Source organism: Leptospira vanthielii serovar Holland str. Waz Holland = ATCC 700522 (assembly GCF_000332455.1).
Lineage (GTDB): Bacteria > Spirochaetota > Leptospiria > Leptospirales > Leptospiraceae > Leptospira_A > Leptospira_A vanthielii.
The window spans coordinates 14,070-40,562 of record NZ_AOGY02000013.1 but is presented as its reverse complement, the minus strand read 5'-3'; the positions used below and the strand labels follow the sequence as shown (position 1 = coordinate 40,562).

Below are 26,493 nucleotides of genomic sequence, written 5' to 3'. Positions count from 1 at the left end.
AAATGAAAACTTCAACTGAAAGAGAATTTCGAAAAACGTCGATAATGATTTAACAAAAAAATATGAATATTTTTTTGATTCTGAAGAAAGACAATTAAAGTCTTATATATATCGAATGACCTCCTCGGTTGAGGACAGTGATGAAATTTATCAAGACTCTTGTATTCGATCTAGTTAACCGCTGAAAGCATATAAGTGGACACCCACCTGAAGATAAGATCGCACTGTTTGTTCATTTACATGTCGTATACATTTGTTGGGAGAAGCCTTACGTCGAAAGATGTTAGGCTTTTAAAGGCCGTTTTTTCTTTCAATCAGCCATTCGTATAATGCTTGTTCTATTTCTCTTTTTTGGAACGGTTTCGGCAAAAACGAAGACATTCCTGCGCGAATGCACTTGTCTTGATCATCCTGGAAGGCGTCCGCCGTAACTGCAATGATGATTGGTTTGGGAAAAATTCGTTCGTCTTTCAAAATCTCTTCCGAGGCACCGATACCATCCAGATTGGGCATATTGATGTCCATAAAAATTAGATGGAATTCATTTGTTTGAGCCTTGGTTATCGCTTCTCTGCCATCTTTCGCTACATCATGGCGAACGTTTAATTTTTTCAAAAAACTGGAAAGTAGAAACAGGTTGGTAGGATCATCTTCCGCAATCAGCACATTTGTGTTAGATGGTAATCTTGAAAGATCCACCGAATCTTCGGAGCGTATGACTCTGGACATTTGGTTGGGAAGAAGTCTGAGTTCCATTTCAAAACAGGAACCGGTGGGAAAATTCCTTTTTACTTTCAATTCTCCTCCCATCACATCCATTAGTTTTTTAGAGATGGCAAGACCGAGTCCCGTTCCTCCGTACTTACGGGATATGCTTGAATCCAACTGTGTGAATCTTTGAAACAAGGAGCCCATTTTGTCTTCCGGGATTCCTATTCCCGTATCCGTTATCGATACTTTGTATTGAATCCAGTTTCCTACTTTTTCCTTTTTGGAAGAGAGAAGGATTTTGATTTCTCCAGATTCCGTAAATTTGACCGCATTGGAAATTAGATTAAATAACACTTGTTTGATTCTGTTTTCATCGCCATGTGCTAAAAATATAAAATCTGGATCAAAGTTGACTTCAAATCGAACTTGTTTCTGTTCCGCTTGGTGCTTAAAAATCCCTTCCGCAAGTTCGAGTAGAATTTTCCAGGAAAAATCGGATTCCGATAATTCTATTTTCCCCGCTTCCAGTTTGGAATAATCCAAAATATCGTTCAATATGGTCAAAAGAGATTGTCCGCTGTCCTGAATCATCTTCAGATATTGTGCTTGATCCTCCGAAACAGTTGTCATTTTCAAAAGTTCCGTAATTCCCAAAATTCCGTTCATGGGAGTTCTGATTTCGTGACTCATTGTTGCTAAAAATTGAGACTTTGCCTTGTTCGCGGTTTCTGCTAGTTGTTTGGCGGTCTCGTATTCTTCCGTGCGGAGTTTTACCTGCAATTCCAATTCGTATTTTTGGTATTCTTTTAGGTTCAAGAGTTCCGTATGGGTTCTGTTTTTTTCTTCCAAAGTTTCACCGAGTTTTTGAACTAATTTTTCTTCCTCCTGCAATGCCTTTGTTATTTTTTTTGATAATAGAATCGCTTGGATGAAGATAAATAACAAAACCCCCAAATGGGAGAGATAACCTGTATGAATCAATCCGAAATTGAATAATAAATCGTTCAGTAGGGTAACCGCTGTAATGGAGTAGGCAATGAGCATAAGTCCCGCGCCTTCCCTTTTTCTAAAAAAAGCTCTGATGAACAAAGGTACATACAGTATGAGTGCAATCATTGCAAAACCGAAGAGATACAATGCGTAATGTGTGAAAGTGGAAACCGGCAAAAACAAAGTTAGTAAAAAACTAAAGAAAACCAACCTGAGAACTTTTGTGATTATTTTTGGGATGTCTTTCGGAAATAAAAGATCGTAGAGTGTTACCATGGAAACCCCGATCATATAAATCACTCCGAAGAGCAGCCTGATATATGAATCAAAATCCAGATTGGGAAATAGATAATAGAACGTATGCGTTTCAAAATTCAATTGGCGAATTCCCATAATCATACAGAAAATACCGAACATCAGATATTCTTTGGAACGGAATCTTGACAGATAGATAATCAGATGGTACAAGCCGATGATGATGATTGCTGAAGAACTCGCAACGTCCCGTATAACAAGATTGATGTGCTGTCTTTCTATGGATTTCCATTCTCCGAAATAAAGAGGTTCCCAAAATCCGTGATTTTCATGATTGAAGTTGGATACCCAAACGACGATTGTCACTTCATCGGAAAGATTTCCCAGATAGGACGTGCCTGGTTTCAGGTCAGGCTTCATTGTTTCAAAACTGTCTCCCGTTTGTCCCACTTTTATCACAGAACGGGCGTTAACGAAAATTTCGAATGCGGACATGATTTCTGTCCAAAACAATCCGTAGTTCATTTCCCGTTTTGGAAGTTTGAGTTTGAGTCTGTAGGTTCCCTTTCCAAAAATCGGTAGGTTTTTTCCGTTTATTTTGTAGAATTTCCAAAAAGAGGGAACCGGAAAATAACCATGGCATTTTTTTTTCCATACGGACTCATCTGATTCGGGAGGAATCAATTCATCCCAACAAAATTCCCAATCTCCTTTCAAATTTATCACAGTTCGTTTAGGTTCCCATGTGGAAAGATCCATTGATCCGGAATTTATATCGGGGAGGGGAGAGGTTGCGACTTTACAAAAAGAAAAAGATATAAAAACTACAAGCAGAGGTAAAAAAAATTTTTTTTTAAAAAAAGAAAGCGAAATTACCATAAAACTACCCATAGGCGAGAAAGAAATAGAACGTTTGATTCAAACGAGAATATTAGCTTGAACTGAAGCTTCTAATCTCTGATTCCGAGAGCAATCTATTTATTTTATACTCTAAAAAGCAAACGAAACGGACAAACGCCAACCGCAAATTGAAATTAATTTTGTTTGTTTCTTTCAAAAGCGAAGCCAATCTATTGGGCAATGCGATAGATGGAATCGCTTTCTTCTATGCTGAGCAACGGTCCGGTGTATCCTGAAAATGATAGTCAAAGCCGTCGATTTCGAGGATATTTTTGTTCCAACGGGCTTGCCTTTTTTTTGTTTGGTTGGGAAGTGAGGAAGGAAGTTTTTGAAATTCTAATTGAATGACTTTTTCGGAAATCCATTGATACTTTCCTCTATACTTTGGTTTTTCCAGTGTACCGTCACTTTCCCGAAATTCAACCAAAGAGAGTTCAAATGAACCATTTGAATCAAACTTAATTTCCGCTATTGATCCATAAGCACCTGGACTTGGACCATACCAAATAATATTTGTAAAGATTTCTTTTGGGTTTAAACCTGCAATTTCATTGAATCGGTATGTATTACGAAGTAAGGAAAGGTCTTTGTCTTTAAGCATCAAACTTTTGTAAGTTTTTTTATATGTGACGGCATTTTGCAATAACTGAAAAATGTCTTGTTCTTCTGTCAAATTTTCACATTGACTTAAGTGAATGGTGTAAACGCAGGCCAAGTTATAGTTTGCGTATGGGTCATTCGGATTTTTCTTTAAACTTTCTTTGAACCACATTTCGGCCTGAACCCAGTTTTTTTGGTAAAAGGCATCAATGGCTTTTTGGTTAGTCTCCGATAATGGTTCTGAATTTAATGGAATTCCAAATCCAATCAAAAGAAAAAGGCTGAGTAAATAAGTTTTAATGGGAGTCATTTTAATTCGATATACAATGTATGATTTAGATCGAATTTCTTTGATTCGCAAGAAGAAAATTTGAAGGAAAAACAAGTGGGCCAATGCGAAGAAGCTGTGACCCTTGCACTTGCGGATCACAGGTGTTAGGTCAGATTCTATTTTTATACCCGGAAAATAAATTCCAAATCAATCTAGACCAACTTTTCCATCCGCCCAATAGGCACGCACTTTTAGTTTGTTAGTTGGAACTCCAGAATCCTTTAAATAGGTTCTGACTTGTTGGATTGATTTTGCTCGGCCTGTCAAAAATATTTTTGCATCGGGCATTTGCGAAAGGCGCTCAAGAATTTCCTTCGCCAACTTTGAGAGATGCGATCCATCAAGGGATCGTTCGATCATTCTTTGTTCCGTAATCCCCAATGGTTCGAGAGCCTCTTTGCCAGCTTCAGCCGAATTCAATTCAAAGAATATATGAGATTTTTTACCCACTTTGTTTTGCAGAACCTTTGCGATCCCAAATGAAGTTTCATCTCCAAAAAGAATGACCTCTCCCTCAATACTTGAAAAATCCAAAGACTCGCGTGGTCCGAAAACTTCGCAAGGGTCACCTACTTTTAACGCACTGATCCATTTTGAAGCTGGGCCATCACTTCGTTTGTAACAAATAAGTGAGAGTTTGCCTTCGAGTCGATCAACATGAATAGGCGTGAAAGTGCGGTAGGTAAGATTTCCTACATCAACTTGCACTTTTCCTCCAGGAACCCACTTTGAATCTTTTAATTTTGTTCCCGTCATTTCGATCAGAACAAAACCATTAGCGAGCAGTTCGATTTTTGATATTTTGGTTTGTGTTAAAAATATGCTGAAGGCTGATTTTAGACTTCGTTTGAAAATTGAATTTGATTCTGACATGGCAATTCCTCTTTATGAATGTGGCAATCTCTGTTACCGAAGAGATCAATGTTGTAAAGGCTTTGAGATGTCTTTTGGAGTTGGCTTTACGTTTCTAGAAAATTAGCCCCAAAATCAGAAAGCATAACAGTGGTTCAAAGGCCCGAATATGTTGGAAAAACGGCAATCTTTACACTAACAGAGATAAATCGGGTAAACAGGACAATCTTTTAGGCATTAGTTATCATAATGTAGCTACTTGTTTTTTTGCTTACTATTTCTTTTCGGATACGCAGAGCAAACATAAAACAAACCAAGACATCCCATACCAGATGACAACTTCGATTATCGAAGCTGTCAGTAATACTTGTAACAATCTTCATTCGGTCGTTTGTGCGAAGCAATAAAAATTGATAGATAAGAACCTTCTTATAATTCCATCATTCATTTAAGTATGGTTTTGCATCTTCCAAAAATTGGTAAGTCGTAGCTTTAAAAACTTCTTCTTCGGTAGATGTGAATAAATTGATCCAGACTACTGGTAAAGTAAAGATCCATAAGAAAATGGACCTTCTTGGTGAATAAACAAAATCTTTTACTTTTTGACCATCCTTGTATACAGAATAGGTAACATCAAAACCTTCATTTGAACTCCAAGACGGAAGAATGGTTGCCGTTGCTACAGAAATGTATCCAAAAATTAAAGCTGGAGCTGAAATAGGTGCCCACTGGGTTGATACTTTGCAGTAAACTCCCTTTTTGGGAATACTCGTTGGATCTATTATCTCTTCTGTATCACTAAATTGTGATTTCATCTTAGTTTTAAAAAATGATTTTAATGCCGTATAACCACCAAACTCTAAAATTGGGAATGGTTCAATATGGTAGAATAATTTTACTTTTGAGGGATTAGAGGATTTTTGTGGAGCCTCAATCGTCGGATAATCTCTGTAATATGTAATACAGGAAGAAAAAGTTAAAACTAGTAAAAATAATAAATGAAGGAATTTCATTTTCAAACCTCTGTTATAGTATGAGCCAATAATCGCATTTTGCAAAAAGAACACAACTTTTTTTGTTTGCAAAAATAAACAAACTAAGGCCAATCAATGCAGTTTAGAGAGGTAAGAGAATTATATGGAAAAACGCTTTTTGACCTGGGCTGAGATTCTTGACTTTGTGATTTTTATCGGTTCCGCTGTAGTCTTAATTGCTTGGATTTTGGGCTCGCCACTATTTTACCGCGCAGATGGTCCCGTATTGTCAATTTTTTCTGCCATTTCACTTCTAGTGATTGTTGGATTGCGATTGGCTACGAGACATTTTCATCTTTGGCCATTCACTGCAAATCTTGCCTTCCTTATGATCGTTGGTGGTGGAAATATTTCTTCCATATTGATGTTGTTATCGGCTCCTGCCGTTCATATCAATCCCAAGTCTTCCTTGGTTATGACTTCAATGTTTACTTCGATTGGATTTGTGTTTTTTAGTTTTTATGAAATTCTTTTGTATCTTAGGAAAACTCCAAAGAGCTCTTGGATTTTCGATGATATTTTAATTCACCTAGCGCTAGTTCCTGGGGGAATCAGTTTGATTGGTCATATTTTTCAAAATCCTACTTATCTCAGTATGTCCATAGATCCGCGAGTGGGTGTTTCTTCACTTGAGATGGTTTTTATGGCAACCCTTGCCCTTTCAACGATCCTGGGCAATCCGAACCTATTTCTATGGAAATTTCTGAAAGGAGGACTTGCCAACCAATTGACATTTGCCAGTTTATTTATCAATCAATACATTGCACCCGTCGTCTATTTATTATTAGTTGGTGCTAATTGGCAAACCGGATCATTTGGTCCGGAGTTGTTTATTTTTTTCGGAGGTGTCTTTGCCACTTTAGGTTTTCTTTTGTTTCAAGCAAAACTGGAATAAAAGAAACCATCCTTATCTTATGATTCTGTGGGTATGATCAAGCGAAGAATTGATATATATCAATGAGCTTTTAATAGAGGATTTTTTTCTATGGCAAAAATGCTCGTTTTCTTTTAAAGTTACCCATTAAAATGATTTCTATCTTTTCTCTCTATGTTTCTTTTGTCTTGTGAAGTATCGGTTTTACTTTGGATTCTTTGCTGTACTCTTTTTTATTTGTGATTGTTCTAGAGTAGAACCTAGAATCATTCAAGAATTGTCGGAGTTTGAGGTAGTAGAGCCTCCTTCTGATTTTCATCTTTCGTCTCTTTGTCCTAACGGGTGGAAACAAGAGAAAAACTTTTGTGTGATCGATTATCGGTATGTAAATTCGTTAGAGAAAAATGGGGGACTTGGGCAAACGCTTCCGCAACCCAAACTGAATCCCCAAGTGATTGATTTGGGGAGATACTTATTTTTTGATCCAATTCTTTCTGGCGATAAACAACTGTCATGTGCTCATTGCCATCATCCAGCCTATAGTCTATCAGACGGAAGAAACCAAAGTATGGGGAAAAACGGAATTGGATATGGACCAACTAGAAAAGGTGGCGTGTTGCTAAAACGATCCGCCCCCAGTTTGTGGAATGTTGTCTATATGAAAAATCTATTCTGGGAAGGGAGAGCTTCTAATCTGGAAGACCAAGCCGAGGGCCCTCTCTATTCGCCAGAAGAAATGGGAAGCTCAAAAGAAATCGTTGAATCTCGGTTAAACGAAATCCATTTCTATCAAAAAATGTTTCGCCAAGCCTACGGTGCAAAGGGTAATAGAATTACAGCCTTTTTGGTCATTGATGCCATTTCTTCTTTTGAAAGGTCTCTTGTTTCTTTTAGTAGTCGGTTTGATCAATGGTCCACTGGTAAAAAGGAAGCTTTGAGTAGCGAAGAGCTGTTAGGTTACAATGTCTTTCGTTCCTTTGTAGCTCGGTGTGCTGAATGTCACCCACCGCCAATGTTCACAAACAATGTATTTGCTACCATTGGAGTCCTTGATCGGACGGAGAGAGATTATGGAAGGGAAATCATTACAGGACAAGAAATACTCAGAGGGTCTTTTCGTGTTCCTACTTTAAGGAATATTGCTAAGACCGCGCCTTATATGCATTCTGGGAATTTAGAAACCCTGGAAGAAGTTGTGAATTTTTATAATGAAGGCGGGGGAAGGGGAAACGGAGCTCCGAGTGATCTCCGAATCCATTGGCATGTTAGGAAAATGGGGCTGAACAAAAATGAAATCAGCTCCCTTGTTTCTTTTTTAAAGACATTGAATGATGAAACAAACATGCCAAAATTTCCTAAGTCGGTTCCGTCCGGTTTACCAGTTGCACTAGAATTTGAATCATATCACCATCGGAGTTCCATAAAATAATGAGTTTTACAAAGTCTTTCCTATCTATTCAGTTTAGCCGAAATCGAAATAAATTCTCCCACCTATGGGTTGTTATTGGTTTTCTCTTTTTCTTCACTTCAGAGGTTTTTTCACGGACGGTGGAAGTTCATGAAGGAGAATCCATTCAAAAAACAATCGACTCACTCGAGAAGGGGGATACGGTAAAAGTTTTCCCTGGTGTTTATCATGAATTCCTGTTTGTGGACAAAACTCATTTTACTTTATCCGGTGTGATCGTAAACGGCAAATGGCCTATTTTGGATGGAGAAGGTAAACTAAACGATGGAGTGATTGGATCCGGCGCCAATTTCCTTATCGAAAACTTTCATATTAAAAATTACAAAGCCAACGGTGTGATGACCCAAGGTGCGGGAAATATCATCATGCGCAAACTCATCGTGGAAAATACAGGGATCTATGGAATTTATCCAACTATGGGAACCAATGTTTTGGTGGAAGATACGGTTAGTTTGGGAATTGCTGATGCCGCAATTTATATAGGAATGTGCCATAATGTAGACGTTAGGCGTAATGAGGTATATGGTAGTGTCATTGGTATTGAAATAGAAAATTCAACCAATGTATTGATTGAAGGGAATACCGTTTACGATAATTCAGCGGGAATTGTTGCCTTTGCTTTGCCAGGTCTTCCCTTAAAAAAAGTAGAAAACGTAATCATTCGAAAAAATTTTATATTTGATAACAACCATAGAAATTTTGCAGAACCGGGAGCCCTTGTGGCTGGGGTTCCTCCAGGGATTGGAATTGGTGTGATGGCTGGCGACGAAGTAACGATTGAGGGAAATATCATCCGTAGAAATAGTTTTGCGGGAATTGGAATTGGTGATAATAACTTACTTCCTAACTCAAAGTCACCCGATCCAGATGTGGAACCGAATCCCGATCGCAATAAAATTTTAGAAAATGTTTTTATCGATAACGGGGTCCGGAAGTGGAACGATATTGTATCTTGGCTTTTTTATGTGATAAGGATTGTTTTTTCTGGGAACCCTATCCCTGAATCACCTAATGGTGGAAAGGTGGGAATCTTCCCTGATGGATATGATGTTGTTGCCTCAGGGAAAGGGAAAGACAATTGTTTGATTTCTCCTGATGCAGTCACCAAAATTGGAACAAGTAGTTACGGAATCTGCAACCCAAAAGAAAACACAGAAAACATCAAAACGATGATAGGTGATCCAAGGGAAGGGGAAGCCAAATCTGACGCAAGAGAGTTGGGCAAACAAGTGTTTGGTGCCGTATGTTCAGGTTGCCACTCCATGACCATTCGGACCGTTGGTCCTCCCATCCGGGAAATACAAGAAAAATATAAAAAGGATGTATTTGGAGTCGTTTCCTTTGCCTCTATGCCAAAGAAGGTAAGAGAGGGTTTTATTGAGATGCCTTCGCAAAAATACTTAGGGAATGAAAAGTTAACAGCCGTTTCTAATTATATTTTGAATTTGAAAGATGAAGGGGCCAAAGGGGTGGCAAAATAATATGAATGCAGGTAAAAACCTTCCTCAGATGAATCCATTTCGCGGTGGCTTGATTTCTATAATCAGATTACTTACCCCGCCTATTTTGACAATCCTCTTGATTGTTTTTGTCCGATACACTTCCAGTGATGTATCTTGGAAGCGGAATATTTTAGGAGTTTCGTTTCTCTGTTTTTATGTTGCTGTTTCCGTCTTGGGAATGTTACGTGCTGCCTCTGCGGTGGAAGAAATTCTTGGTGAAGAAGATATTGTTGAAGATAAAATTTCTCGTATGAAACGAGCGAGGCATTCGATTCGGATTTTCTTTTCCCTTTGGTTCGTTGGTGGTGTTGCCATTCTTGCTGGCCTCTATGTAGGAATGAGTAAAAATCGTTGGGATATGCCGATTCCACTCCCTTCGCTACAAATCCTAAGTTCGGTTGTTTGGGCCATACTTTCATCCCTCCTATTGCAGTTAATGAGTTTCCACAGGGGACTTCTCCTCTCAAAAGGTGGCTCTACAAAAAGATATATAACTCAGAGTATTACCATTTATACCTTTCTGATTGTCCTTTTTCCAGTTTATTTTGTTTTATACGCAGGCAATGGTAAAATCGTCAATATCCCCTACCTGGTTGCATTCACATTGCCAACAAATATAGTATTAATATATTTAATTATTATGAAATACAAATCTGTTGTTCGTATTCTTGGAGAAAATTCAGTTTTTTTCTTTCATCCTGATACTAAATTTGCTGCCAAAAGAGCATTTGGTGCCTTTTTACTGTTATTTCTTTTGATTAGTTTATTCTTTTTGGATTATTCACGAAGAAAAAAATTACTTTGGATTTATGCTGCAAGAGAAAACCATATTCTTCTTTTCGATGCACTCCGAATCACCGGAGTCGGTGTAAATGAAGTAGACGAACATAAATACACTCCTCTTTTTTGGGCCATACAAGGTGGCTCGTTAGAATTTGTAAAATCCATTGTTAAGGCAGGGGCAGATTTAGAAGCGATCAATGAATTTGGCCAAACCCCACTAATTGTAGCAGTTCTAGTGAAAAACGATGCGGTTGTAAAAGAATTGGTTTCTTTAGGTTGTGATATCAATCGTCCCGATACGATAGAAGGCCAAACTCCTTTGATTCTTGCAGCAAGGGACGGAAGTTTTGAAATCGTAAAATTCCTTTTAGAAAAAAATGCAAATCCTTCACTTAAAAACAAAAAAGGACAAACTCCACTCAGTTTAGCTATGCAAAATGGGCATCAAAAGATTGCAGATTTACTGAAAAAATTATAACTATATTTAAATGTACTAAAATCATTTTATTTTTATTTTCTTACTCTGTACATTCTGTCCCCTGTACAAATGGGAATTTTAAAAGATAAAATGGTTTCAGATATGACGGTGCATGGATATGCAAAAAAGACAATTCGAAGTTATACGATGTGTATGTCCAGGTTGGCAATATACTTCCAAAAGTCACCTTTGGATTTGGAACCCATGGATATCTATGATTTTTTTCTGAATATGAGACAGGCAAATAAATCTGATTCTTCTTTGGTTGTCTTTTATAGCGCATTTTTGTTTTTTTACACTCTTCTTGGTCGCAAAGATATGTTGGAACTGGTCCCTTTTCCGAAAAGGAAACGGACGGTTGTCGCAGTATTGAGTCAGACAGAGGTAACCACCTTCCTTACGAATAGTTCTTCCGTTTGTGAAAAAGCAATTTTTACCTTACTTTATTCTTCAGGGATTCGTATTGGAGAAGTGCTTAACCTTCAGGTTGTCAACATTGATTTTGAAAGAAAGGCAATCTTTATCTCTTCTGGAAAAGGAGGGCATGGGAGGTATGCAATCTTGGCAGACAAAACAGCATTCCTTCTGAAACAGTATATGGAGATTTATAATCCAAAAACATATTTATTCTTTTCGCAGAAAGGAAAGGATGTCCCGATTAGTCCCCGCACCATCCAAGCAGCATTTCAGAAGATTCGAAAATTATCGGGAATTCAAAAATATGCCACAGTACATACACTGAGACATTCTTTTGCCACTCATCTTTTAGAGGATGGGTATAGTTTAGTTTACATACAAAAACTTTTGGGTCATGCAGATATCAAGAGCACATTGATTTATTTACATGTGAGTCCCAATTCTCTTTTGAAAATCACAAGCCCTCTCGAAAAGATCGGAAATATCCGATTGGGAATTTTTGAAAACCAAAACCAGTATGGATTCCAATTCCGATAAGATTGGATCATATTGGGTTGAATAGAAATGAAGTTCGTTTCAAAACTTCGCTTTTTTCATACGACAGAGTGCCACTATCTTCTCTATGTTAGGTTCTCGTATTTTAGCGACTTCGGGTAAATTGTCAAGGTGGCTTAGACCAACATGAATATAACCTTTTTTCTCTTGGTTTAAGACCACCAAACAATCAGAAGTGGGGAGGTGCAGGTCTTTACTTAGTCTTTTTTGTTCTCTATCTGCCGCGGAAAAACCAGCTTCTGTGTTTTCAAACTGGAACTGTTGGATTTCCAAACTGGTTTTACTTACAAGATTTACCTTTTCCATAGTGAGTACGATTTTTTCGGGAGAGAGGATGATCATGGTGAAAACCAAAAGAAACTCAGACATAGATTTTACTCCTTAGCGATTTCGTTTAGTATACCACATAATTCTTCTGGTTTACTAAAAAAAGGAGAATGGCTTGAGTCTATCTGAAAAACCCGATCACAGGGAGAATCTTTTTGCATTTTTCTTTGGAGGAACAGTGTAACAGCTCTATCTTGCAAACATTCTATATATATTTTAGGAATTTTGCCATAACGTTCTGTAGTCAATTTCAATTTTTCAAAGCCACCCAAATTAGGTTCTGGTGTGAGTAAAACATTGGCTAACTCAGTGATCTCAGGAGGACAATCATGATAGAGCGCTTCCTTGTAGATATGTTGGCTCAAACGATGGGTTCTGAATTTTTTTGGTAATAAAAGATCGATCCATGTTTTTTTATACCCAGTATAATTTTTAATCAATCGACTTGCTAGTTTTAAGGAAATTTTGGGAACTGTATTTTGAATCACTAAAGACTTCCGATCAAGGAGTGCATATTCCATCATAGACTTTCCGTTTGGAATTAAATAGGATGCGAGGTAAATTAATTTCTCAATTTTTTCTGGGATTTTTTCAGCAACTCTGGAAATTACAATTCCATTACGACTGTGGGCAAGTAAAATCACTTTGCCTTCGACGGATTGAATCACCTCTATAGTTTTGTTTACATAGTCACTAAGTGTTGCTGAGTGTATTTTCTTTCTGTCAAGTCCATGTCCTGGCATGTCAATGCTTATCGCACTGTGTCCTAGGTCTTGAAGTAATGGAACTACTTTGTGCCAATTCCAAGCTCCGTGGTAGGAACCATGTAGTAAAATAAATGTTTTCATCTCATCTCCTAAAATCAATTGAGAATAGTTTAGATTGAATTCAGAGATTCTAAAACCCGATTCTTGCTATTTCTAAATTTTTTAGGTACCAAAGATCTAGAGATTTGTCTTTACTCTTTTTTCGGGATATCCGCAAATTGAAATTGTCTCGTGATTCTTTACAATGGCCAATAAACGAACCTATATTTCTCCCGATCTCGCACTAGAAATTGTAAAAAATATCAGATTACTTGCCATTTCGGGAAAAAAGAATTTCATAACCTACTTATACGAACCACTGGTTTTTGCTGGTTGGGAACGAGACAAAGCTCATTTAGGCTCATCGACTGCTAAGATGATGGATAAAATCCACCAAGACATCGAAGATCCAGCCTACAAACATACGATTGCACATCAGTGTAAACGTTTGATCTCTCAAGGTTTGGCTGAAAGTTTGTCTGCTTTAGGTGACTCATGCATTTTTTTCTTAGATCGAATGCAAGAAAACATCGAACTTGCTGCTTCTGCAGAAGCAACTGACTTAGTTTATGCGATCGAAAAACCCTTAAAAGAATTTGCAAAAATCACAAACGAATCTAACGAAAAAAAATTCGAAGAGACTATTGCCAGTTTAACCGCAGAAGACCTGCAGACAGCATTCAATCCTATTCGTTTAGATAAAACACGAAAGAAAGTTTATGTCGAAACGGAGCTACATACTTTATACCAACAAGTTTTAACGGCAACCAAATCTAACAATCTTGCAAAGTGTAAAAAATTATTAACTCGATATATTATTACTTATAATGAATTTGAAAGTTATAATAAAGCAGAGGTAGAAACTTTACTTACTGCCCTGGATAAAAGAGAAGCAGGGTTTCGGCAAAACCTATGGGATTCACTTGCAATTGATATCTATTATTCGGTCACTCGCGGAATTATGGAAGGCAATACAAAAAAAGCAATCCAAGGAATTCGAAAGTTTGGTTATATTTTTGAAGGTGACCCCAATATTAAATTCAGTTATGAAATAGATGCACTTGAGCGAAAGTTATATGGTATTATTCAAACAAAAGGTTTGATGCGAGAATTAATGAAAGATTTAAAAAGAGGTATGTAGTGGCCAATATAGTCTTTAAAGAAAAGAAACATGAGGACAAATTTATAATACAAGTATCGGGCGAAATTGATGCCAAAACGGCCCCAGAATTGAAAGTAAAATTAGAGTTATCCATTGAAAATGGTGCAACTAAAATTATACTAGATTTCAATGAGCTGACTTATATTTCTTCAGCAGGTATCGGAGTTTTAAATTCGATACAGAAATACTTAAAGGAGAAATCGGGAGAAATTGTATTAACAAGTTTGTCCAAGGAAGTTAAAGATACGATGGATTTAATGTATTTTACAAAAAAGGTGAAGGTGTTTACAAATTTGGACGGAGCATTAGTCGGGTTTTAGGATTATCATTTTGGAACCAAACACAGAAAAGGTTGTTAAAATTCCAAATAATCTAGATAGTTTGTCTTTAGTCAGACAAGAAGTAAAAACTTTCTTAATCGATGATTTCCCCTTGGATGCAGTAGGGAAAGTAATATTTTGTATCGATGAAATAGTAACTAACATTATCGAACATGGATTTCCAAATAAAACTAATTCTTTGATTCAAGTAAGGATGATTAAAACATCAAAGGATTTGAAATTCATTATCACCGATAGCGGAATCCCTTTTGATCCAACCAAAAAAAAATCAGATACTTGGAAGCACTTATATGAATCTGGATCGGATGGTGGATTTGGTCTGCGGTCAGTGAAAAAGATTATGACTGTTGAATACAAACGATTGGTAGCTGAATCGTTGAATGAGTTAACATTGAGTTATACAAGGATTAACCGTTGAATAAAAAAAGAATACTAAGAGCCATCCTTCCAGGAATCAGAACAAAACTAAGTTTTTTTACGGCAATCCTTATTGTCTCAATTTTGGGGATTACTTCTACTTTGCACTATAACCAACAAAAAAAAGCTCTAGAAGATAAACTTGAATCTGAGCTAAAAACTCCCTTAGAATATATCAATTCAGTGGTTCTGGATTTGGAAAATTTGACACGTAGTCTTGTTATGATCGAAGAATTTAAATTACGGGTTAAAGAAAAAAAGAAAGAATTAAAGCAATACAAGCGAACTATTGTTAGCAAGGAAACTGGTTTACTTGGTTCTTTGAAAGATTTCGGAAAATCTCTTGGCTTAAATTTGAAAAGGAACAATGTTTATCGATCTGTAGATACTTATTTTACTAGGTATCTTTCAGAAAAAGAAATCGATGATTTTGAAAGTAAAGTAAGAGCCGAACTTAGAAAAGAAAATGGCGCGCCGATTGAATCCACAACATATAAATATATCAAAGGATTCGCCGAGAAAACTGCATTAGCAAGAATTACAGTTGAACGTGCAAAAATTCGGATCATTGAAATTGAGGAAGAGCTGCAATCGATTGAATCCGAGCTTTTGGATTCAAGTTTGGTTCCGAAAAGAAAAAATACACTTTCTGTAGAAAAATCAAATCTAATCAACGAACGAAAATATAACGAAAAAACAATACCTGCGAATGAACGGAAATCCTTAAATTACGAAACCTTACTAACAAAAGCTTTGCAGAATTTTTTTCGGGGATCCCATAAAGATCACATTACGTCAATAGGTTTGATGCCTGATAAAATACGGATTTTATCTTTTGATCGGACTGGTAAAGAATCTTTGGATACAGGTTTGTTATTTCCAGAATCTTCAAATACTGGCAAAAAACTTTTAAAACTAAGCGAATATTTAGAAACTAAAAAATCTATATTTGCAGAAAAGAATGTAATGAATTTGGTGAGAGAAAAATATCTTCCGACCGCTTATGAAGTGGGAGGCCGACAGTATGAAGTAGTATTTCGCCCTGTTTTTCGAAATCCCAAAACTGCGGAGCGTGCAAAGTTAATAACAGAAATTCTGTCAGACAATGAGAGTGGTTTTTTAGATTACTTTAAAGAGGATCTTAAAATTTCTGAACAGCTCCGAGAGCTCATTTTGAAATTAAGGACCAGAGTCACGGAATTACGTAAGTTAGGAAAAGTAATGCCAGGTGCAGATCCAACGTATCGGTCGCTTGCTGAATCCTATAAAGAGTTAATAAAAAAACGTGAGCTGAAATTCCAAGAATTAATTCCAAACAAATCAGCCTTTGAGATTCAGGCAAAAAAATGGAATGAAAATTATTCCACACTCGTTGAAAAGAAAAAACAAATAACCAATGAAATTACAGATTGGGGAAATAAGCTAAAAACGCCTCCTAAAGAAAGTGAAACAGTTTTTACACTAGAAGAGATACAAGAGAAAATCAGAAACCTTGAATCATTACTTGAAGAAACGAATGATCATATCCAGAGAGTATTGCTTAGTAAAGATGATTGGACAATATTTAAAGAAGCAAAATTGAATGATGCGATATTAGAAATCCGTAATGCAGCATTAGAAGACTTTGCGTTTGTGCCTTTTCAAACTGGACCGTCTGGGTTGATCAGATATTATAAAGACGATAAAGAAAGAGAAGTTCAAATTGCCAAATACAAACAATTTCGAGAATGGATTTTGTCTGGTCATTCCGAGACAGTATTACCTAAACCGAAAGGAAAATTTTCATTTTCTGATTCAGGAATTCTTGTTCGGAGTAGAACAGAATCAGAAGAAATGATGTGGTCTCTTGATGAGACCCCCGTTCTTCTTTCTATGGAAAACGGTTCAGGATTAGTATATGAATTATTAGAAAAAGACTTACTCGGTTTTAACGTCATAATCATTGATCGTACAGAAGGTTATCGGCAAATCAAAAAAAATAGAGAAGAACAAATACGTTATGCAAGTATAATCGCGGTTCTCGGTATTTTATCTGCGTATATTCTTGCCTGGTTCTTTGTCCGAAAAATCAAAATCATTAGCAAAAAGACAGAAGAAATTGAAAGAGGGAATTTAAATATTACATTCCCGAACGCTGGTTATGATGAAATTGGAATCTTAAGTGAATCTTTAAATGATATGGTGCACGGACTTAAAGAACGTGAAGAAATGAAAGGTGAGCTTGTTGCTGCCGAAGAGATACAAAAACGTTTGTTACCTGGTACACTACCAACTAGTCTTGAAGATAAAATTGAGCTTGCTGCATTTTATAAAGCAATGACAGGTGTGGGTGGAGACTATTATGATTTTATAGAATTGAAAGAAGGTAAACTTGCATTCTGTATTGGAGATGTATCCAATCATGGTGTTGGACCGGCAATTGTGATGGCATTATTTCGGACACAGATTCGGGCAATTCTCCGAAAAGGAGAAAGAAATCTCAAAAAGATTCTTCTGGAAGTGAACGGAAGTTTGTATGAGGATACGCCAGATCATATTTTTGTTACTTTCTTTTTGGGGGTTTTTGATCCAGAAAAATCATCAGTAGAATATATTTCCGCAGGACACGTGAAACCAATGTTCTATGATTCTTCTACCAATAAAATTCACGAATTACCTGCCGGTGGTTTACCTTTGGGGATGGATGAAAACCAATTTTTTGAATCTACGATTGAGAGAAGAGTGATCACGTTGGACTCTGGTGATTTCTTTTTTCAATATACAGATGGATTTGATGAGGCGAGGAGCCCCAGTGGTGAATTTTTTGGTAAATCCAGGATCGCCAAATTATTGTTAATGAATGGAAATGAACATCCGAATCTTTTATTAAAAAAAATGGTTTCGGATTTGGAAACACATACTGCCCAGAACTTATCACAACCTGGAATGTCAAATCTCAATGATGATATTGCTATGATTGCAATTAGGAAAAAATAAATTAGTATAATCAATTTTCGCCTTCGGACCATCCACTGTATCCTGGATCAAAACGGGATACGTTAACTTCGCGTGATTTCAAAAGATTAACTGCGTTGACTGACAACAAACAGAGAGGTCCTCGGCAATACACAATCACTTCTTTGTTTTTTGGAAATTTGTGAGTTGTGAGTTCGTTGTAGGGGATGTTTACCGCTTCAGGGATATGCCCTTTTTTATATTCTTCTTTTGAGCGAACATCAACGAGTATGGTTGTGCCTTTTTTCAATTTCTTTTGGAGTTCGGGAACGGTAAGATGATTTTTTTTAATTGGTGCAACACCAGTAAAAAGACCTTGACGTTGTGCTGTGCTAAACACGGCAAATTTTTCCAGTGCCAAAAATAATTCTTTTATTGGACCTGATTCCAATCGATAGAGGATTCGTTTTCCTTCGCGGCGTGTGGTCACCATGTTCGTTTTCTTTAGAGCTTGGAGGTGCTGCGATGTGTTGGCTACAGGGATTCCTGACTGTTCCGAGAGAGTTTCTACCGACTTTTCACCCTCAGACAAAAGTTGCAGTAAGATAAGCCGAGATTCGTTACCCAACATATTGGCAACTTCCCCCATACGTGGGATGGTTTCTAAACTGCTCATCATTTATCTAATTCAAACCATTTTTCCTTTTATGGCAAGAGATTTTGTAAGGTTCCTTAAAAAAACTGTATACATTCTATCAATCAATAAAACAATTGAATGATAGAATGATTGTTGGAGGGGAAATATGGATTTTCTTTTAGAAAGTTGTTGGAAGGTCTTTGGAATCGGGATTGGAGCCACTATGGCAATGGATGTCTGGCGATTTCTTTTGCAAAAGACGATGGGCGTAAGTTCCCTTGATCTTGGACTTTTGGGGCGTTTAGTGGGGCATACATTTCGGGGAAAACTTTTCCATGATGGGATTGCTAAAAGCCAAACCATCGCAGGAGAAACTATGATAGGTTGGGTTGTTCATTATGCCATCGGGATTTTCTTTTCGTTTTTATTGCCCATCATTTGGGGTGAAGGTTGGTTAAGAAATCCCAGTCTGTTACCAGCAATCCTTGTTGGTGTTGGGACGATTCTTGCACCTTGGTTTTTGATGCAACCTGCTATGGGGATAGGGATTGCCGCTTCCAAGGCCCCGAAACCAAACCAAGTGCGATTACGAAACTTTGCCATTCACACAGTTTATGGATTTGGGCTTTATGGATCAGCGATCCTTGCTAATGCCTTGTTTCCTTGGGATTTGAAGTAGAGGAAGTTATGTTGAAATACATTTTAATCATAGCGGTGATTGTTCTTTTGGGATTTTTTTCTGTGGGTATACCCATAGCGACATTGCCGGGCCTTATTAAAGGGGTTTTGGGTTTAAGTGATGTTTGGCTTGGAGTAATACTTGGGATTCAATCTCTTGTAACGCTAATGAGCCGACACCATTCCGGGACGATTTCTGATCTAAAAGGACCAAAGGTCGCTGTGATACGGGGGACTTTTTTCGCAATACTTTCAGGTTTTGTTACAATAGGAGTAGTCTTTTTGAATCATAATCTTTGTCTTGTTAGTTTATTAATAGGACGTATTATATTAGGATATTCTGAAAGCTTATTGATTACTGGTGCGCTTTCTTGGGGAGTTGGATTGGTTGGACCAACTAACGCAGGTCGAGTGATGGCCTGGAGTGGAATGGCAATGTATGGAGCCATTGCTATTTCTGCGCCACTTGGTTATTTAGCGGTAAAAGATTTTGGATTTCAAGGTGGGATGTTTTTTGCGATTCTTTTGCCTTTCATTGCAGGAATCATTTCATACTTTGTTCCATCCACTCCCGTGACCGGAACAATGCGGATACCTTTTTATCAAGTGATCCCTCGTGTTTGGAAACAAGGAACGGGTCTTTTGTTTGCCGCAGTTTGTTTTGCTGGCATTGCGGGATTTAGCACACTCCTATTCAAAGAGAAGGGTTGGGAGAACGCACATTGGGTCATTACAATCTTTGGAACTGCCTATGTTCTTGCTCGTGTATTTTTTGCCCAATCGGTAGACAAATATGGTGGAAGAAAGATTGCCCTTTTATTTTCGGCTGTGGCAATTTTGGGACAGTATCTTCTCTGGCAGGCGGATTCCTCGTCAGTTGCCTTTGTGGGAGCAGCTCTCACTGGTTTTGGATACTCTCTTGTTTTTCCTGCCTTTGGTGTGGAAGCAGTTAAGAATATAGAGCCACAATTTAGAGGTGTTGCCCTTGGTGCCTATGTTGCTTTTTTTGATTTAGCCTTAGGAGTTACGGGTCCACTTGCCGGACTTGTTGCCAATCATTTTGGTTATGCGGCAGTATATGCTTTTGGAATGATTACTTGCGGAATCTCTTTTTTTATAGCTCTGAATTTAAAGGAGAGAAAGAAAATTTCTGAGTCATAGGCCATATTTTTTTTCCGCAGAGTGAAAACTAAGGATTTCTTTCTTTTGGCTCTGTGGAGAATTTTTTTCGATAGTCGGAAGGTGTTAGATTGGTTAAGTCCTTGAAGGCTCTGATAAAAGCGTTTTTGGAATTGAAACCAACGTCAAAACCAATCCGCAGGACAGGAAGGTTCGATTCAGTAAGAGCTTTTTTTGCAAATTTGATTCTTTTGTTTCGGATAACTTCAATTAGACCTTGCCCATAATATCGATTACAAACTTGTGAAGTTGTATGAGGAGAGAGTCCGAGAATTTCTGAAATCTTCGAAAGGTTAAGGTCTCCATCTAAAATCAATTCTTTGTTATTCAATAAATTTTCTAAATTTTTCCCTAACTCATTTAATCTTTCCTCAGCTAAATAAGACTTTTGGTATTTGGTGATGATTTGATTTTTTTCAAAACTTTGGTTAGTGTCATTTTGTTTTTGATCTAGATAGATTCTGTGCCATGCAAAACCAAGAACCCAAATGGAAAAACCTAGGTTAGAAATACTTTCGGAAGTTCTGCCTGGGAAGAAAATACAAAATAGAATACAAAAAAAAAGCCAGAAAATCAGAATCAAAACATAACGGGAAAAAAGTTTTCCTTCCCAATAAAAGTCCTCTGAAAATTCTTCGAGGACCAATCGAAATCGGTAATAAGTTCGAAAAAAGACAACTAGAGAAAAGGCCAGTGTCATCATTTGGAATTGGTTTGACTCACTGAAAATTTCGTTTTGGGGAATGTTTGTGAGTGAGCGAATTTTATCTTCTCCACTCGAGAGAAAAAAAGGAATATGAAATACAAAAAACAGAATTGGTACTAACAAAAACAATCCGAACCAAAATTGTTTTTCTTTTGGAATGCCAAAATACCTTGTTACTGCAAAAGAAAAGAATGGAGCAATGCTAAATCCAAATAGATAACCCGTTTTGATTAGATGCGGAAATTCAAAAAGATTTCCTGAAAAGTAAACGAGGTTAGATACCATAATCAAGGAAAGAAAGAAGAAAAAATATCCTAAATCACGACTGAATTGCCTTCCCGTATTTTCTTGGCGATAGAAATACAAACCAAGGAAAACGGACTGCATAAAACCTGCACCGAGTAAGATAGATCCAATCATTTGAAGCCTAATACTTAAAGTAAGAGAGTGTTGATGGATAGATAGAATTTTTTTGGAAAAGAAGGGTCCCATCCCATGGGGTGAGACGACAAAAGACTAATATGTATTATCCTATATGATTAGAAAACAATGAGTAGCAAAGTGACAATTTCCTCGATTCTAATATTTATTTTTTTGATTCAAAAACCGATCTTTGGGAACTCTACATTTTCGAAAGAGGAATTCTCAGTTAATTTTTTTCGGGCACCTTCTATTGGTGGAGAGTATCGTTATGAAAGAGTATCGATCCATGGAGGGTATTATGTTACCAATTTTGAACCAGGGATCACAACCAAGTTTTATAAGGTAGGTGTTGGTTATTGGTTTTTTCCAACACAGTTGGTTTCCTCTGCAGAACAACCGTCATCCTTTTATACATATTTATCGTATGGTAAAGGAATCAATTTAGAATACAAAAATAAAGATACCATTATGTATGAAGTAGGGTATCGGTTTATGATTTGGCGAGGTTTTAGTTTTCGTTTTGGGCTCATTGCCCTTAGCGCCAAAGGTGAAAGTACAGAACTCAATCCAACACCTGGGATTAGTTATTCGGAATTTTTTTAAGAGGTAAAATATGAAAAATGAATCAATCGAATGGAATCGTTATGCGGGTATGATCTTTATCTTTATACCATTTCTCATCCAAATTCCCTATACAATGTTGATTATGAATTTTCAATATCCGGATATTTTACGAAAGCCGGTGGGTGAGATTTTATTGGAGTTTCAAAAAGGAGGAGCAGCACTCGTATGGACTTGGTGGTTTTTTGGAATCTCAGGCCTGCCTCTAGTATTTAGTTATCTTAGTTTGTATCAGATCACTAAACTAAAAAGCCCGCTAACATCGCTTACAGCAGTTACGTTTGGAATCGTATCCCTATTTTTCCAACTTATGGGGCTTTTGAGATGGGTTTTCGTGGTTCCTATGCTTGCTTTTCTTTATACGGATCCGAATACATCTAGTGTGATGAAAGAAGCGATTTTGGTAAATTTCCAAACGATTCACCACCTATTCGGAGTTTTGCTTGGAGAACATTTAGGCCAATTATTTACCATTTTTTGGATGGTGATCATTTCTTTCATCATTTGGAAAGATGGTGTTTTCCCGAAATGGATTTCTGTTTTCGGATTCGTTTCTTCTTTCGTTTACCTTTTAGCGCAATGGGAATTATTTGCGATCGTGATTCCTGGGTTGAGTGAGGTTCCTCTCGCCGGTCTTGCGGGGAGTTTGTGTTGGTTATTTTGGATGGTTTCCCTTGGAATCCAAATGATTAGGAAAAAACCATAACAACAAAAGAAAAAATATGAGTTGTTAATCTTTATTAGGTGGTCTTTCTCCTGGCCCTCAAGGACAGGAGTGGCCCACTGGCAGATTGTATTTATTCGATAAATAACACTCTACAGTTTCTCGATCACTAGTGGATAGGACTTGATCAAAATAAATAATATCTCCGAGAAAACCGTCAAAATAATCGCCATCGGTCGGATAGGTGCCAATACCCCAAAAATGCCTACCTATACTTAAGTCTCCCACAAGACAACTGAATGTTCCACCAGTGACGGCATTGGAACCAACGACAGCTCCTCCTTTATAGATACTTCCCAAAGATCCATCAAAATCCAATGACATCAAAACGGGAATATTTGCAGTATTGTAATTTGCTGTTGAAACCAATCTTGGTCCATTTAGCTGAATATCAAAAAGGCTTAGAATATTACCTGCATTGTCTGGTAAATAAAGAAGTTTCGTTCCATTATGAAAAATTCCATCGTTACCTACAAGATTTGCTTCGCTAAACACCGCAAAAATTGTATTGGAAGTCGAATTTAGGTCAGGAGTGCAAACTCTCGATAAATAGGTCGCAGGACCTTCCAAAAAACGGATGCCAGGAGATCCGTTGATACCTGTTAGGTTATAGTTCGGTTGTGAAGCGGCACTTACTTGACTGACATGATACCCATTCCCACTCCTGTCGTCCCAAATACCGATACAATTGGTTCCTCCGCTACAGGCGCCCGGTCCAAAGGAGGCTGCCTCGGGCATTAGAAAAAATTTCAATCGACTACCGGCAATTGATGGATTCCAACTGCTGACTTGCGTAGGATAATGGCCGGAGAGAGTTCGGATCTCAGAATTGGAAAGTACACGATTATAAATTCGAATATCATCTAATTTCCCTGAAAAATTTCCTGTTCCATCAAGGAGTCTTCCCACTTCCAAGGTGGGACCTGTTGCAGTAGTCCAACTTTTGTTTCCGGAAACTCTTAAGGTCCCATTCTCAAAAACAGAGACAGTTGTTGAATTATAAACCCCGCAGAGATGAACCCATTGGTTCATAAGACCCTCATGAAATAAACTAACATCGTCTGCTACACCATACATCCCAGTGAGAGTGGAGGTGTTGACAAGTCCATTTCCCGAAGAGGTACCCATGGTTCCGAACCCTACAATGTACTGATCAAGGGAACTTGTTGTGTTGAACCAAGCACAAATTGTCCTTGGGTTACTTCCCGTGGGTAAACCATTGGGATTTACTTTTTGCATATAGGAAGCACCATTAAATAAATAAGCCCCATTCGGGTGTCCATTGCGATCTGTTGTCGTTGTTGTGGCGCCTGTGATGATCAAATCATTTTGAAAGTTGCCATAATCTTTTGTGTTACCATTGAACGGGAAGTAAGAGATAAGTCCTGATGGAATTTGTATTGCAAGTTTTTGGATGGAATCATTGTCGAGTGCTCCATTGAAAAAACGAATATCAGAAATTTTTCCTTTGAAATAATTTCCGTTACCAGCATCACCCACTTTGAACGTGTTAGCTGGCAAAATAGGATTCGTAGTAAAAACAATCGAATCTGGTTTGCCGTTGATATAAATTTGCCAGTTGGGATTCGATCGTCGGAGGACAACATGCGACCATTGGTTTAGAGGTAACCGCATTGTTGTATAACCGCTTGGTCCAACAGCCCCAAGGGAGACATACAATCTTCGTGAAGTCCCCACACTTTCAAAGGCGAGTCCGTAGCCATTGGAACCACCTTGTCCATTATAGAATATAAATTGAGTAGCAGCTGAATCTGTTCCTGCTGGATACACCCAGGCTGAGATGGTTAAGTTATCGGAGATTTGAGGTGCAATATTTGCCGTGGATTGGATCAAATCCCCACTTCCATCGAATTCATAGGCTCCATTGGTTAGGCCATTTTCATCCATTGTAGGAGTTGGTCCTCCCGCAATGATACCATGGTTTGTCCCAATGGAGTCATTTGTATTTCCATCAAACGTAAAACGCAATAATTCTGATGGTTCTAAATAACGAAGGGAGTGGTTTCCTGAATCGGCAATATAAATATTCAGTCCATCGGAGATTAAATAACCAGGAAAGTTCAAAAGACCATTCCCACCGGTATTGTCTGCATACCCAGAGACACTTCCTACTAGGGTTGTGACTCTGCCCGTTGAAAGATTGAGATGTCTAATGCGGTGGCCAGACCATTCAGAAATAAATAAATTGGTTCCATCTGTAGTGAGTCCATGTGGGTCATTAAACTGTGCTGCGATTCCAATCCCATCTGTGGATGCTTGTACTCCGTCACCAGCAATTGTATCTACCGCATTGGTCCCACCGAGAGACAGTCTGCGAATTTTATGTCCGCCACCCAAACCAAGATCCGTAATATAAAGGTATCCTCCGAGGCCAACTGCTGCAATTGGAGACACAAAGCGAGCGTTAGTTCCTGTGGCATCATTGGCGAAACTGCATAAGGTTGGTCCACCCGCAATGGTACTCACTGCCGTCGTAGTAGGGTTAACAACACGAATGGTACAATTGTCACGATCTACCACGTAGAGGTTGCCATTGAACATGGTAATCCAAGATGGATTATTAAAAGAAGCGAGGATTCCTGAAGTATTGTCCGCAGAAGCTAAATTTCCCGATCCGGCGAACGTGGATACTACGGATGTTGTTAGGTTGACCCTTCTAATTCTTCGACCTGTGGACTCTAAAACAAATAAATTGTTTCCATTGGTTGTGAGACCAGTAATGCCGTTAAACTCCGCAGCAGTTCCTATACCGTCTTTACAATTAGTCGTAATGGTACCTGGACAGACGGTCCCACCACCAGAATTTCCACCCGCAAGGATGGTTGTTGTTCCATTCGATTTGTCGATTTTGCGAATGACTGCGTTCGCTCTATCCGCTAGATATATGAAACTACCATCGGCAACAATCATACCTGGACCATTAAACCGAGCAGTGGTAGGAGTTGCACTGACCACAGCTCCTCCAGTCATAGCACCGCCACCTCCGGAATTGATTGGGAAAGATCCGGCCTTTGTTTTTAAAAAAGTTTGCCTTCCTATGAGATTTGTCCCTAGATCCGAATTTGGTGTTGGGTGAATGTTTCCTCCCACTAGGTATCCTGTAACACAAGTTAGGAACAAGGTAACATTGGCAGTTGCCATGGTTCCTATTGTTAACGTTGGATCATCAAACGAACAAACGGTACCCACTGGTTGTGAGGTGATTGTCACAGCATAGTTGGAGCCAGTGGAAATGAGCGTAGTAAATTTTGTGAGGCCGTTTGTAGCAATGTTGAGAGTTTCTGCATTGTTTTGGACAGAGATCATACCTATGAGGCCTGAGACATTGACTCCCACTTCATAGAAATTGTTGCCCCATCCACAGGTAACGTTTATGTTGTTTACGTTACTACTTTGGACAACACCTTGGCCGTTAGTTAGCGTACAAGTAAGGCCTGCACCATTGGTCACTAGGCTGACATTATAACTTTGGCCTGAACTTAGTTTTTTGGGGAAGATGAAATTCCCATCACTAGTGACAGTGACCGAATCTTGGTTGTTTGTTAGGGTGACCGAAGCCCCTGTACTGAGTCCAGATACGGCTCCACCTACACTATGTCCTGTAAATTGAGAACTTGAGAAAAAACGGAGGAAAGCGAGAAATTCCAGCGGGTCACGTTCTAAGGAAGGGAATCTGCAAGAAGAGAGGAGGATCAGAAATACCAAAGGTAATGTAAATCTCTTCATATTGGATAACCGTGACCTAACATACTTTAAAGAGTCTGCGT

Annotated in this window: 23 protein-coding genes; 14 read left to right on the top strand and 9 right to left on the bottom strand. The window is 38.1% G+C overall.

Annotated elements, in window-relative coordinates; all coding sequences use genetic code 11:
* Positions 1–291 precede the first annotated feature (291 nt).
* The gene (locus LEP1GSC199_RS02125; RefSeq protein WP_002976665.1) at positions 292–2,673 is read right to left on the bottom strand and encodes an ATP-binding protein; all 2,382 of its coding nucleotides are present in this window, start codon (positions 2,671–2,673) and stop codon (positions 292–294) included.
* 28 nt (positions 2,674–2,701) lie between these two features.
* Here LEP1GSC199_RS02125 and LEP1GSC199_RS21605 point away from each other — a divergent pair, with 28 nt between their 5' ends.
* Positions 2,702–2,896 carry a hypothetical protein gene (locus LEP1GSC199_RS21605; protein ID WP_002976673.1) on the top strand — a complete coding sequence of 65 codons (195 nt, stop codon included), beginning with the start codon at positions 2,702–2,704 and terminating at the stop codon, positions 2,894–2,896.
* 165 nt (positions 2,897–3,061) lie between these two features.
* Here LEP1GSC199_RS21605 and LEP1GSC199_RS02120 read toward each other — a convergent pair whose 3' ends face one another.
* The 3 genes from LEP1GSC199_RS02120 to LEP1GSC199_RS02110 all read right to left on the bottom strand — a co-directional run bounded on the left by LEP1GSC199_RS02120 (position 3,062) and on the right by LEP1GSC199_RS02110 (position 5,652).
* A complete protein-coding gene (locus tag LEP1GSC199_RS02120; RefSeq protein ID WP_002976620.1) occupies positions 3,062–3,766 on the bottom strand; it encodes a hypothetical protein in 705 nt (234 codons plus the stop codon).
* Positions 3,767–3,934: 168 nt separating this feature from the next.
* Positions 3,935–4,660 (bottom strand): siderophore-interacting protein, encoded by a 726-nt coding sequence (locus LEP1GSC199_RS02115; protein ID WP_002976663.1) that lies wholly within the window; start codon positions 4,658–4,660, stop codon positions 3,935–3,937.
* 419 nt (positions 4,661–5,079) lie between these two features.
* Positions 5,080–5,652, bottom strand: coding sequence for an LIC12231 family lipoprotein (locus LEP1GSC199_RS02110; RefSeq protein WP_039925787.1), 573 nt, complete (start codon positions 5,650–5,652; stop codon positions 5,080–5,082).
* Positions 5,653–5,776: 124 nt separating this feature from the next.
* Here LEP1GSC199_RS02110 and LEP1GSC199_RS02105 point away from each other — a divergent pair, with 124 nt between their 5' ends.
* The 5 genes from LEP1GSC199_RS02105 (at position 5,777) to LEP1GSC199_RS02085 (ending at position 11,732) form a co-directional block, all read left to right on the top strand.
* Positions 5,777–6,568: a hypothetical protein gene (locus tag LEP1GSC199_RS02105; RefSeq protein WP_002976627.1), complete on the top strand. Its 792-nt coding sequence runs from the start codon at positions 5,777–5,779 to the stop codon at positions 6,566–6,568.
* Positions 6,569–6,914: 346 nt separating this feature from the next.
* Entirely contained in the window at positions 6,915–7,976 is a 1,062-nt protein-coding gene (locus LEP1GSC199_RS02100; protein WP_232420571.1) for a cytochrome-c peroxidase, read from the top strand.
* Positions 7,977–8,095: 119 nt separating this feature from the next.
* Positions 8,096–9,496: a parallel beta-helix domain-containing protein gene (locus LEP1GSC199_RS02095; protein ID WP_232420568.1), complete on the top strand. Its 1,401-nt coding sequence runs from the start codon at positions 8,096–8,098 to the stop codon at positions 9,494–9,496.
* Position 9,497: 1 nt separating this feature from the next.
* Positions 9,498–10,778, top strand: a complete 1,281-nt coding sequence (locus LEP1GSC199_RS02090; protein WP_002976682.1) for an ankyrin repeat domain-containing protein — start codon at positions 9,498–9,500, stop codon at positions 10,776–10,778.
* Positions 10,779–10,847: 69 nt separating this feature from the next.
* Complete coding sequence (locus LEP1GSC199_RS02085) at positions 10,848–11,732, top strand: tyrosine-type recombinase/integrase (protein WP_002976706.1); 885 nt, start codon at positions 10,848–10,850, stop codon at positions 11,730–11,732.
* Positions 11,733–11,771: 39 nt separating this feature from the next.
* Here the strand turns inward: LEP1GSC199_RS02085 and LEP1GSC199_RS02080 are convergent, their stop codons facing one another.
* Together LEP1GSC199_RS02080 and LEP1GSC199_RS02075 are read right to left on the bottom strand one after the other, a co-directional pair.
* Complete coding sequence (locus tag LEP1GSC199_RS02080) at positions 11,772–12,119, bottom strand: hypothetical protein (protein ID WP_002976636.1); 348 nt, start codon at positions 12,117–12,119, stop codon at positions 11,772–11,774.
* 5 nt (positions 12,120–12,124) lie between these two features.
* Positions 12,125–12,925 carry an alpha/beta fold hydrolase gene (locus LEP1GSC199_RS02075; RefSeq protein ID WP_002976642.1) on the bottom strand — a complete coding sequence of 267 codons (801 nt, stop codon included), beginning with the start codon at positions 12,923–12,925 and terminating at the stop codon, positions 12,125–12,127.
* Between the two features lie 163 nt (positions 12,926–13,088).
* On the opposite strand from LEP1GSC199_RS02075, the gene LEP1GSC199_RS02070 reads away from it, so the two are divergent.
* The 4 genes from LEP1GSC199_RS02070 to LEP1GSC199_RS02055 are packed head-to-tail and all read left to right on the top strand — an operon-like array spanning position 13,089 to position 17,779.
* Positions 13,089–14,024 (top strand): hypothetical protein, encoded by a 936-nt coding sequence (locus LEP1GSC199_RS02070; RefSeq protein ID WP_002976667.1) that lies wholly within the window; start codon positions 13,089–13,091, stop codon positions 14,022–14,024.
* On the top strand, positions 14,024–14,365 hold the full coding sequence (locus tag LEP1GSC199_RS02065; protein ID WP_002976689.1) for an STAS domain-containing protein: 342 nt from the start codon (positions 14,024–14,026) through the stop codon (positions 14,363–14,365). The genes LEP1GSC199_RS02070 and LEP1GSC199_RS02065 overlap by 1 nt, the downstream gene beginning before the upstream one ends.
* A 10-nt stretch (positions 14,366–14,375) precedes the next feature.
* Positions 14,376–14,804 (top strand): ATP-binding protein, encoded by a 429-nt coding sequence (locus LEP1GSC199_RS02060; RefSeq protein WP_002976697.1) that lies wholly within the window; start codon positions 14,376–14,378, stop codon positions 14,802–14,804.
* Positions 14,801–17,779, top strand: coding sequence for a PP2C family protein-serine/threonine phosphatase (locus LEP1GSC199_RS02055; protein WP_002976657.1), 2,979 nt, complete (start codon positions 14,801–14,803; stop codon positions 17,777–17,779). Before LEP1GSC199_RS02060 ends, LEP1GSC199_RS02055 begins: the two co-directional genes overlap by 4 nt.
* A 10-nt stretch (positions 17,780–17,789) precedes the next feature.
* On the opposite strand, the gene LEP1GSC199_RS02050 is transcribed toward LEP1GSC199_RS02055, so the two are convergent.
* Positions 17,790–18,416, bottom strand: a complete 627-nt coding sequence (locus tag LEP1GSC199_RS02050; protein WP_232420565.1) for an ArsR/SmtB family transcription factor — start codon at positions 18,414–18,416, stop codon at positions 17,790–17,792.
* A 124-nt stretch (positions 18,417–18,540) separates the two neighbouring features.
* Here LEP1GSC199_RS02050 and LEP1GSC199_RS02045 point away from each other — a divergent pair, with 124 nt between their 5' ends.
* Together LEP1GSC199_RS02045 and LEP1GSC199_RS02040 are read left to right on the top strand one after the other, a co-directional pair.
* Entirely contained in the window at positions 18,541–19,053 is a 513-nt protein-coding gene (locus LEP1GSC199_RS02045) for a DUF2938 domain-containing protein (RefSeq protein WP_002976653.1), read from the top strand.
* A gap of 8 nt (positions 19,054–19,061) precedes the next feature.
* A complete protein-coding gene (locus tag LEP1GSC199_RS02040) occupies positions 19,062–20,213 on the top strand; it encodes an MFS transporter (RefSeq protein ID WP_232420562.1) in 1,152 nt (383 codons plus the stop codon).
* Between the two features lie 28 nt (positions 20,214–20,241).
* Here LEP1GSC199_RS02040 and LEP1GSC199_RS02035 read toward each other — a convergent pair whose 3' ends face one another.
* Entirely contained in the window at positions 20,242–21,357 is a 1,116-nt protein-coding gene (locus LEP1GSC199_RS02035) for a helix-turn-helix domain-containing protein (RefSeq protein WP_002976711.1), read from the bottom strand.
* Positions 21,358–21,486: 129 nt separating this feature from the next.
* Here LEP1GSC199_RS02035 and LEP1GSC199_RS02030 point away from each other — a divergent pair, with 129 nt between their 5' ends.
* Together LEP1GSC199_RS02030 and LEP1GSC199_RS02025 are read left to right on the top strand one after the other, a co-directional pair.
* Positions 21,487–21,963, top strand: coding sequence for a hypothetical protein (locus LEP1GSC199_RS02030; RefSeq protein ID WP_002976629.1), 477 nt, complete (start codon positions 21,487–21,489; stop codon positions 21,961–21,963).
* A gap of 10 nt (positions 21,964–21,973) precedes the next feature.
* Entirely contained in the window at positions 21,974–22,687 is a 714-nt protein-coding gene (locus tag LEP1GSC199_RS02025; protein WP_002976648.1) for a DUF4386 domain-containing protein, read from the top strand.
* Between the two features lie 57 nt (positions 22,688–22,744).
* Here the strand turns inward: LEP1GSC199_RS02025 and LEP1GSC199_RS02020 are convergent, their stop codons facing one another.
* Positions 22,745–26,452, bottom strand: coding sequence for a LamG-like jellyroll fold domain-containing protein (locus tag LEP1GSC199_RS02020; protein WP_002976640.1), 3,708 nt, complete (start codon positions 26,450–26,452; stop codon positions 22,745–22,747).
* Positions 26,453–26,493 lie beyond the last annotated feature (41 nt).

Bases quoted from the DNA above. Each gene is read 5' to 3' on its own strand.
- LEP1GSC199_RS02020 (WP_002976640.1), bottom strand. From the start codon at position 26,452: ATGAAGAGATTTACATTACCTTTGGTATTTCTGATCCTCCTCTCTTCT.
- LEP1GSC199_RS02110 (WP_039925787.1), bottom strand. From the start codon at position 5,652: ATGAAATTCCTTCATTTATTATTTTTACTAGTTTTAACTTTTTCTTCC.
- LEP1GSC199_RS02120 (WP_002976620.1), bottom strand. From the start codon at position 3,766: ATGACTCCCATTAAAACTTATTTACTCAGCCTTTTTCTTTTGATTGGA.
- LEP1GSC199_RS02045 (WP_002976653.1), top strand. From the start codon at position 18,541: ATGGATTTTCTTTTAGAAAGTTGTTGGAAGGTCTTTGGAATCGGGATT.
- LEP1GSC199_RS02105 (WP_002976627.1), top strand. From the start codon at position 5,777: ATGGAAAAACGCTTTTTGACCTGGGCTGAGATTCTTGACTTTGTGATT.
- LEP1GSC199_RS02025 (WP_002976648.1), top strand. From the start codon at position 21,974: ATGAAAAATGAATCAATCGAATGGAATCGTTATGCGGGTATGATCTTT.
- LEP1GSC199_RS02075 (WP_002976642.1), bottom strand. From the start codon at position 12,925: ATGAAAACATTTATTTTACTACATGGTTCCTACCACGGAGCTTGGAAT.
- LEP1GSC199_RS02080 (WP_002976636.1), bottom strand. From the start codon at position 12,119: ATGTCTGAGTTTCTTTTGGTTTTCACCATGATCATCCTCTCTCCCGAA.
- LEP1GSC199_RS02035 (WP_002976711.1), bottom strand. From the start codon at position 21,357: ATGATTGGATCTATCTTACTCGGTGCAGGTTTTATGCAGTCCGTTTTC.
- LEP1GSC199_RS02115 (WP_002976663.1), bottom strand. From the start codon at position 4,660: ATGTCAGAATCAAATTCAATTTTCAAACGAAGTCTAAAATCAGCCTTC.
- LEP1GSC199_RS02070 (WP_002976667.1), top strand. From the start codon at position 13,089: ATGGCCAATAAACGAACCTATATTTCTCCCGATCTCGCACTAGAAATT.
- LEP1GSC199_RS02050 (WP_232420565.1), bottom strand. From the start codon at position 18,416: ATGATGAGCAGTTTAGAAACCATCCCACGTATGGGGGAAGTTGCCAAT.
- LEP1GSC199_RS02030 (WP_002976629.1), top strand. From the start codon at position 21,487: ATGAGTAGCAAAGTGACAATTTCCTCGATTCTAATATTTATTTTTTTG.
- LEP1GSC199_RS02085 (WP_002976706.1), top strand. From the start codon at position 10,848: ATGGGAATTTTAAAAGATAAAATGGTTTCAGATATGACGGTGCATGGA.
- LEP1GSC199_RS02090 (WP_002976682.1), top strand. From the start codon at position 9,498: ATGAATGCAGGTAAAAACCTTCCTCAGATGAATCCATTTCGCGGTGGC.
- LEP1GSC199_RS02040 (WP_232420562.1), top strand. From the start codon at position 19,062: ATGTTGAAATACATTTTAATCATAGCGGTGATTGTTCTTTTGGGATTT.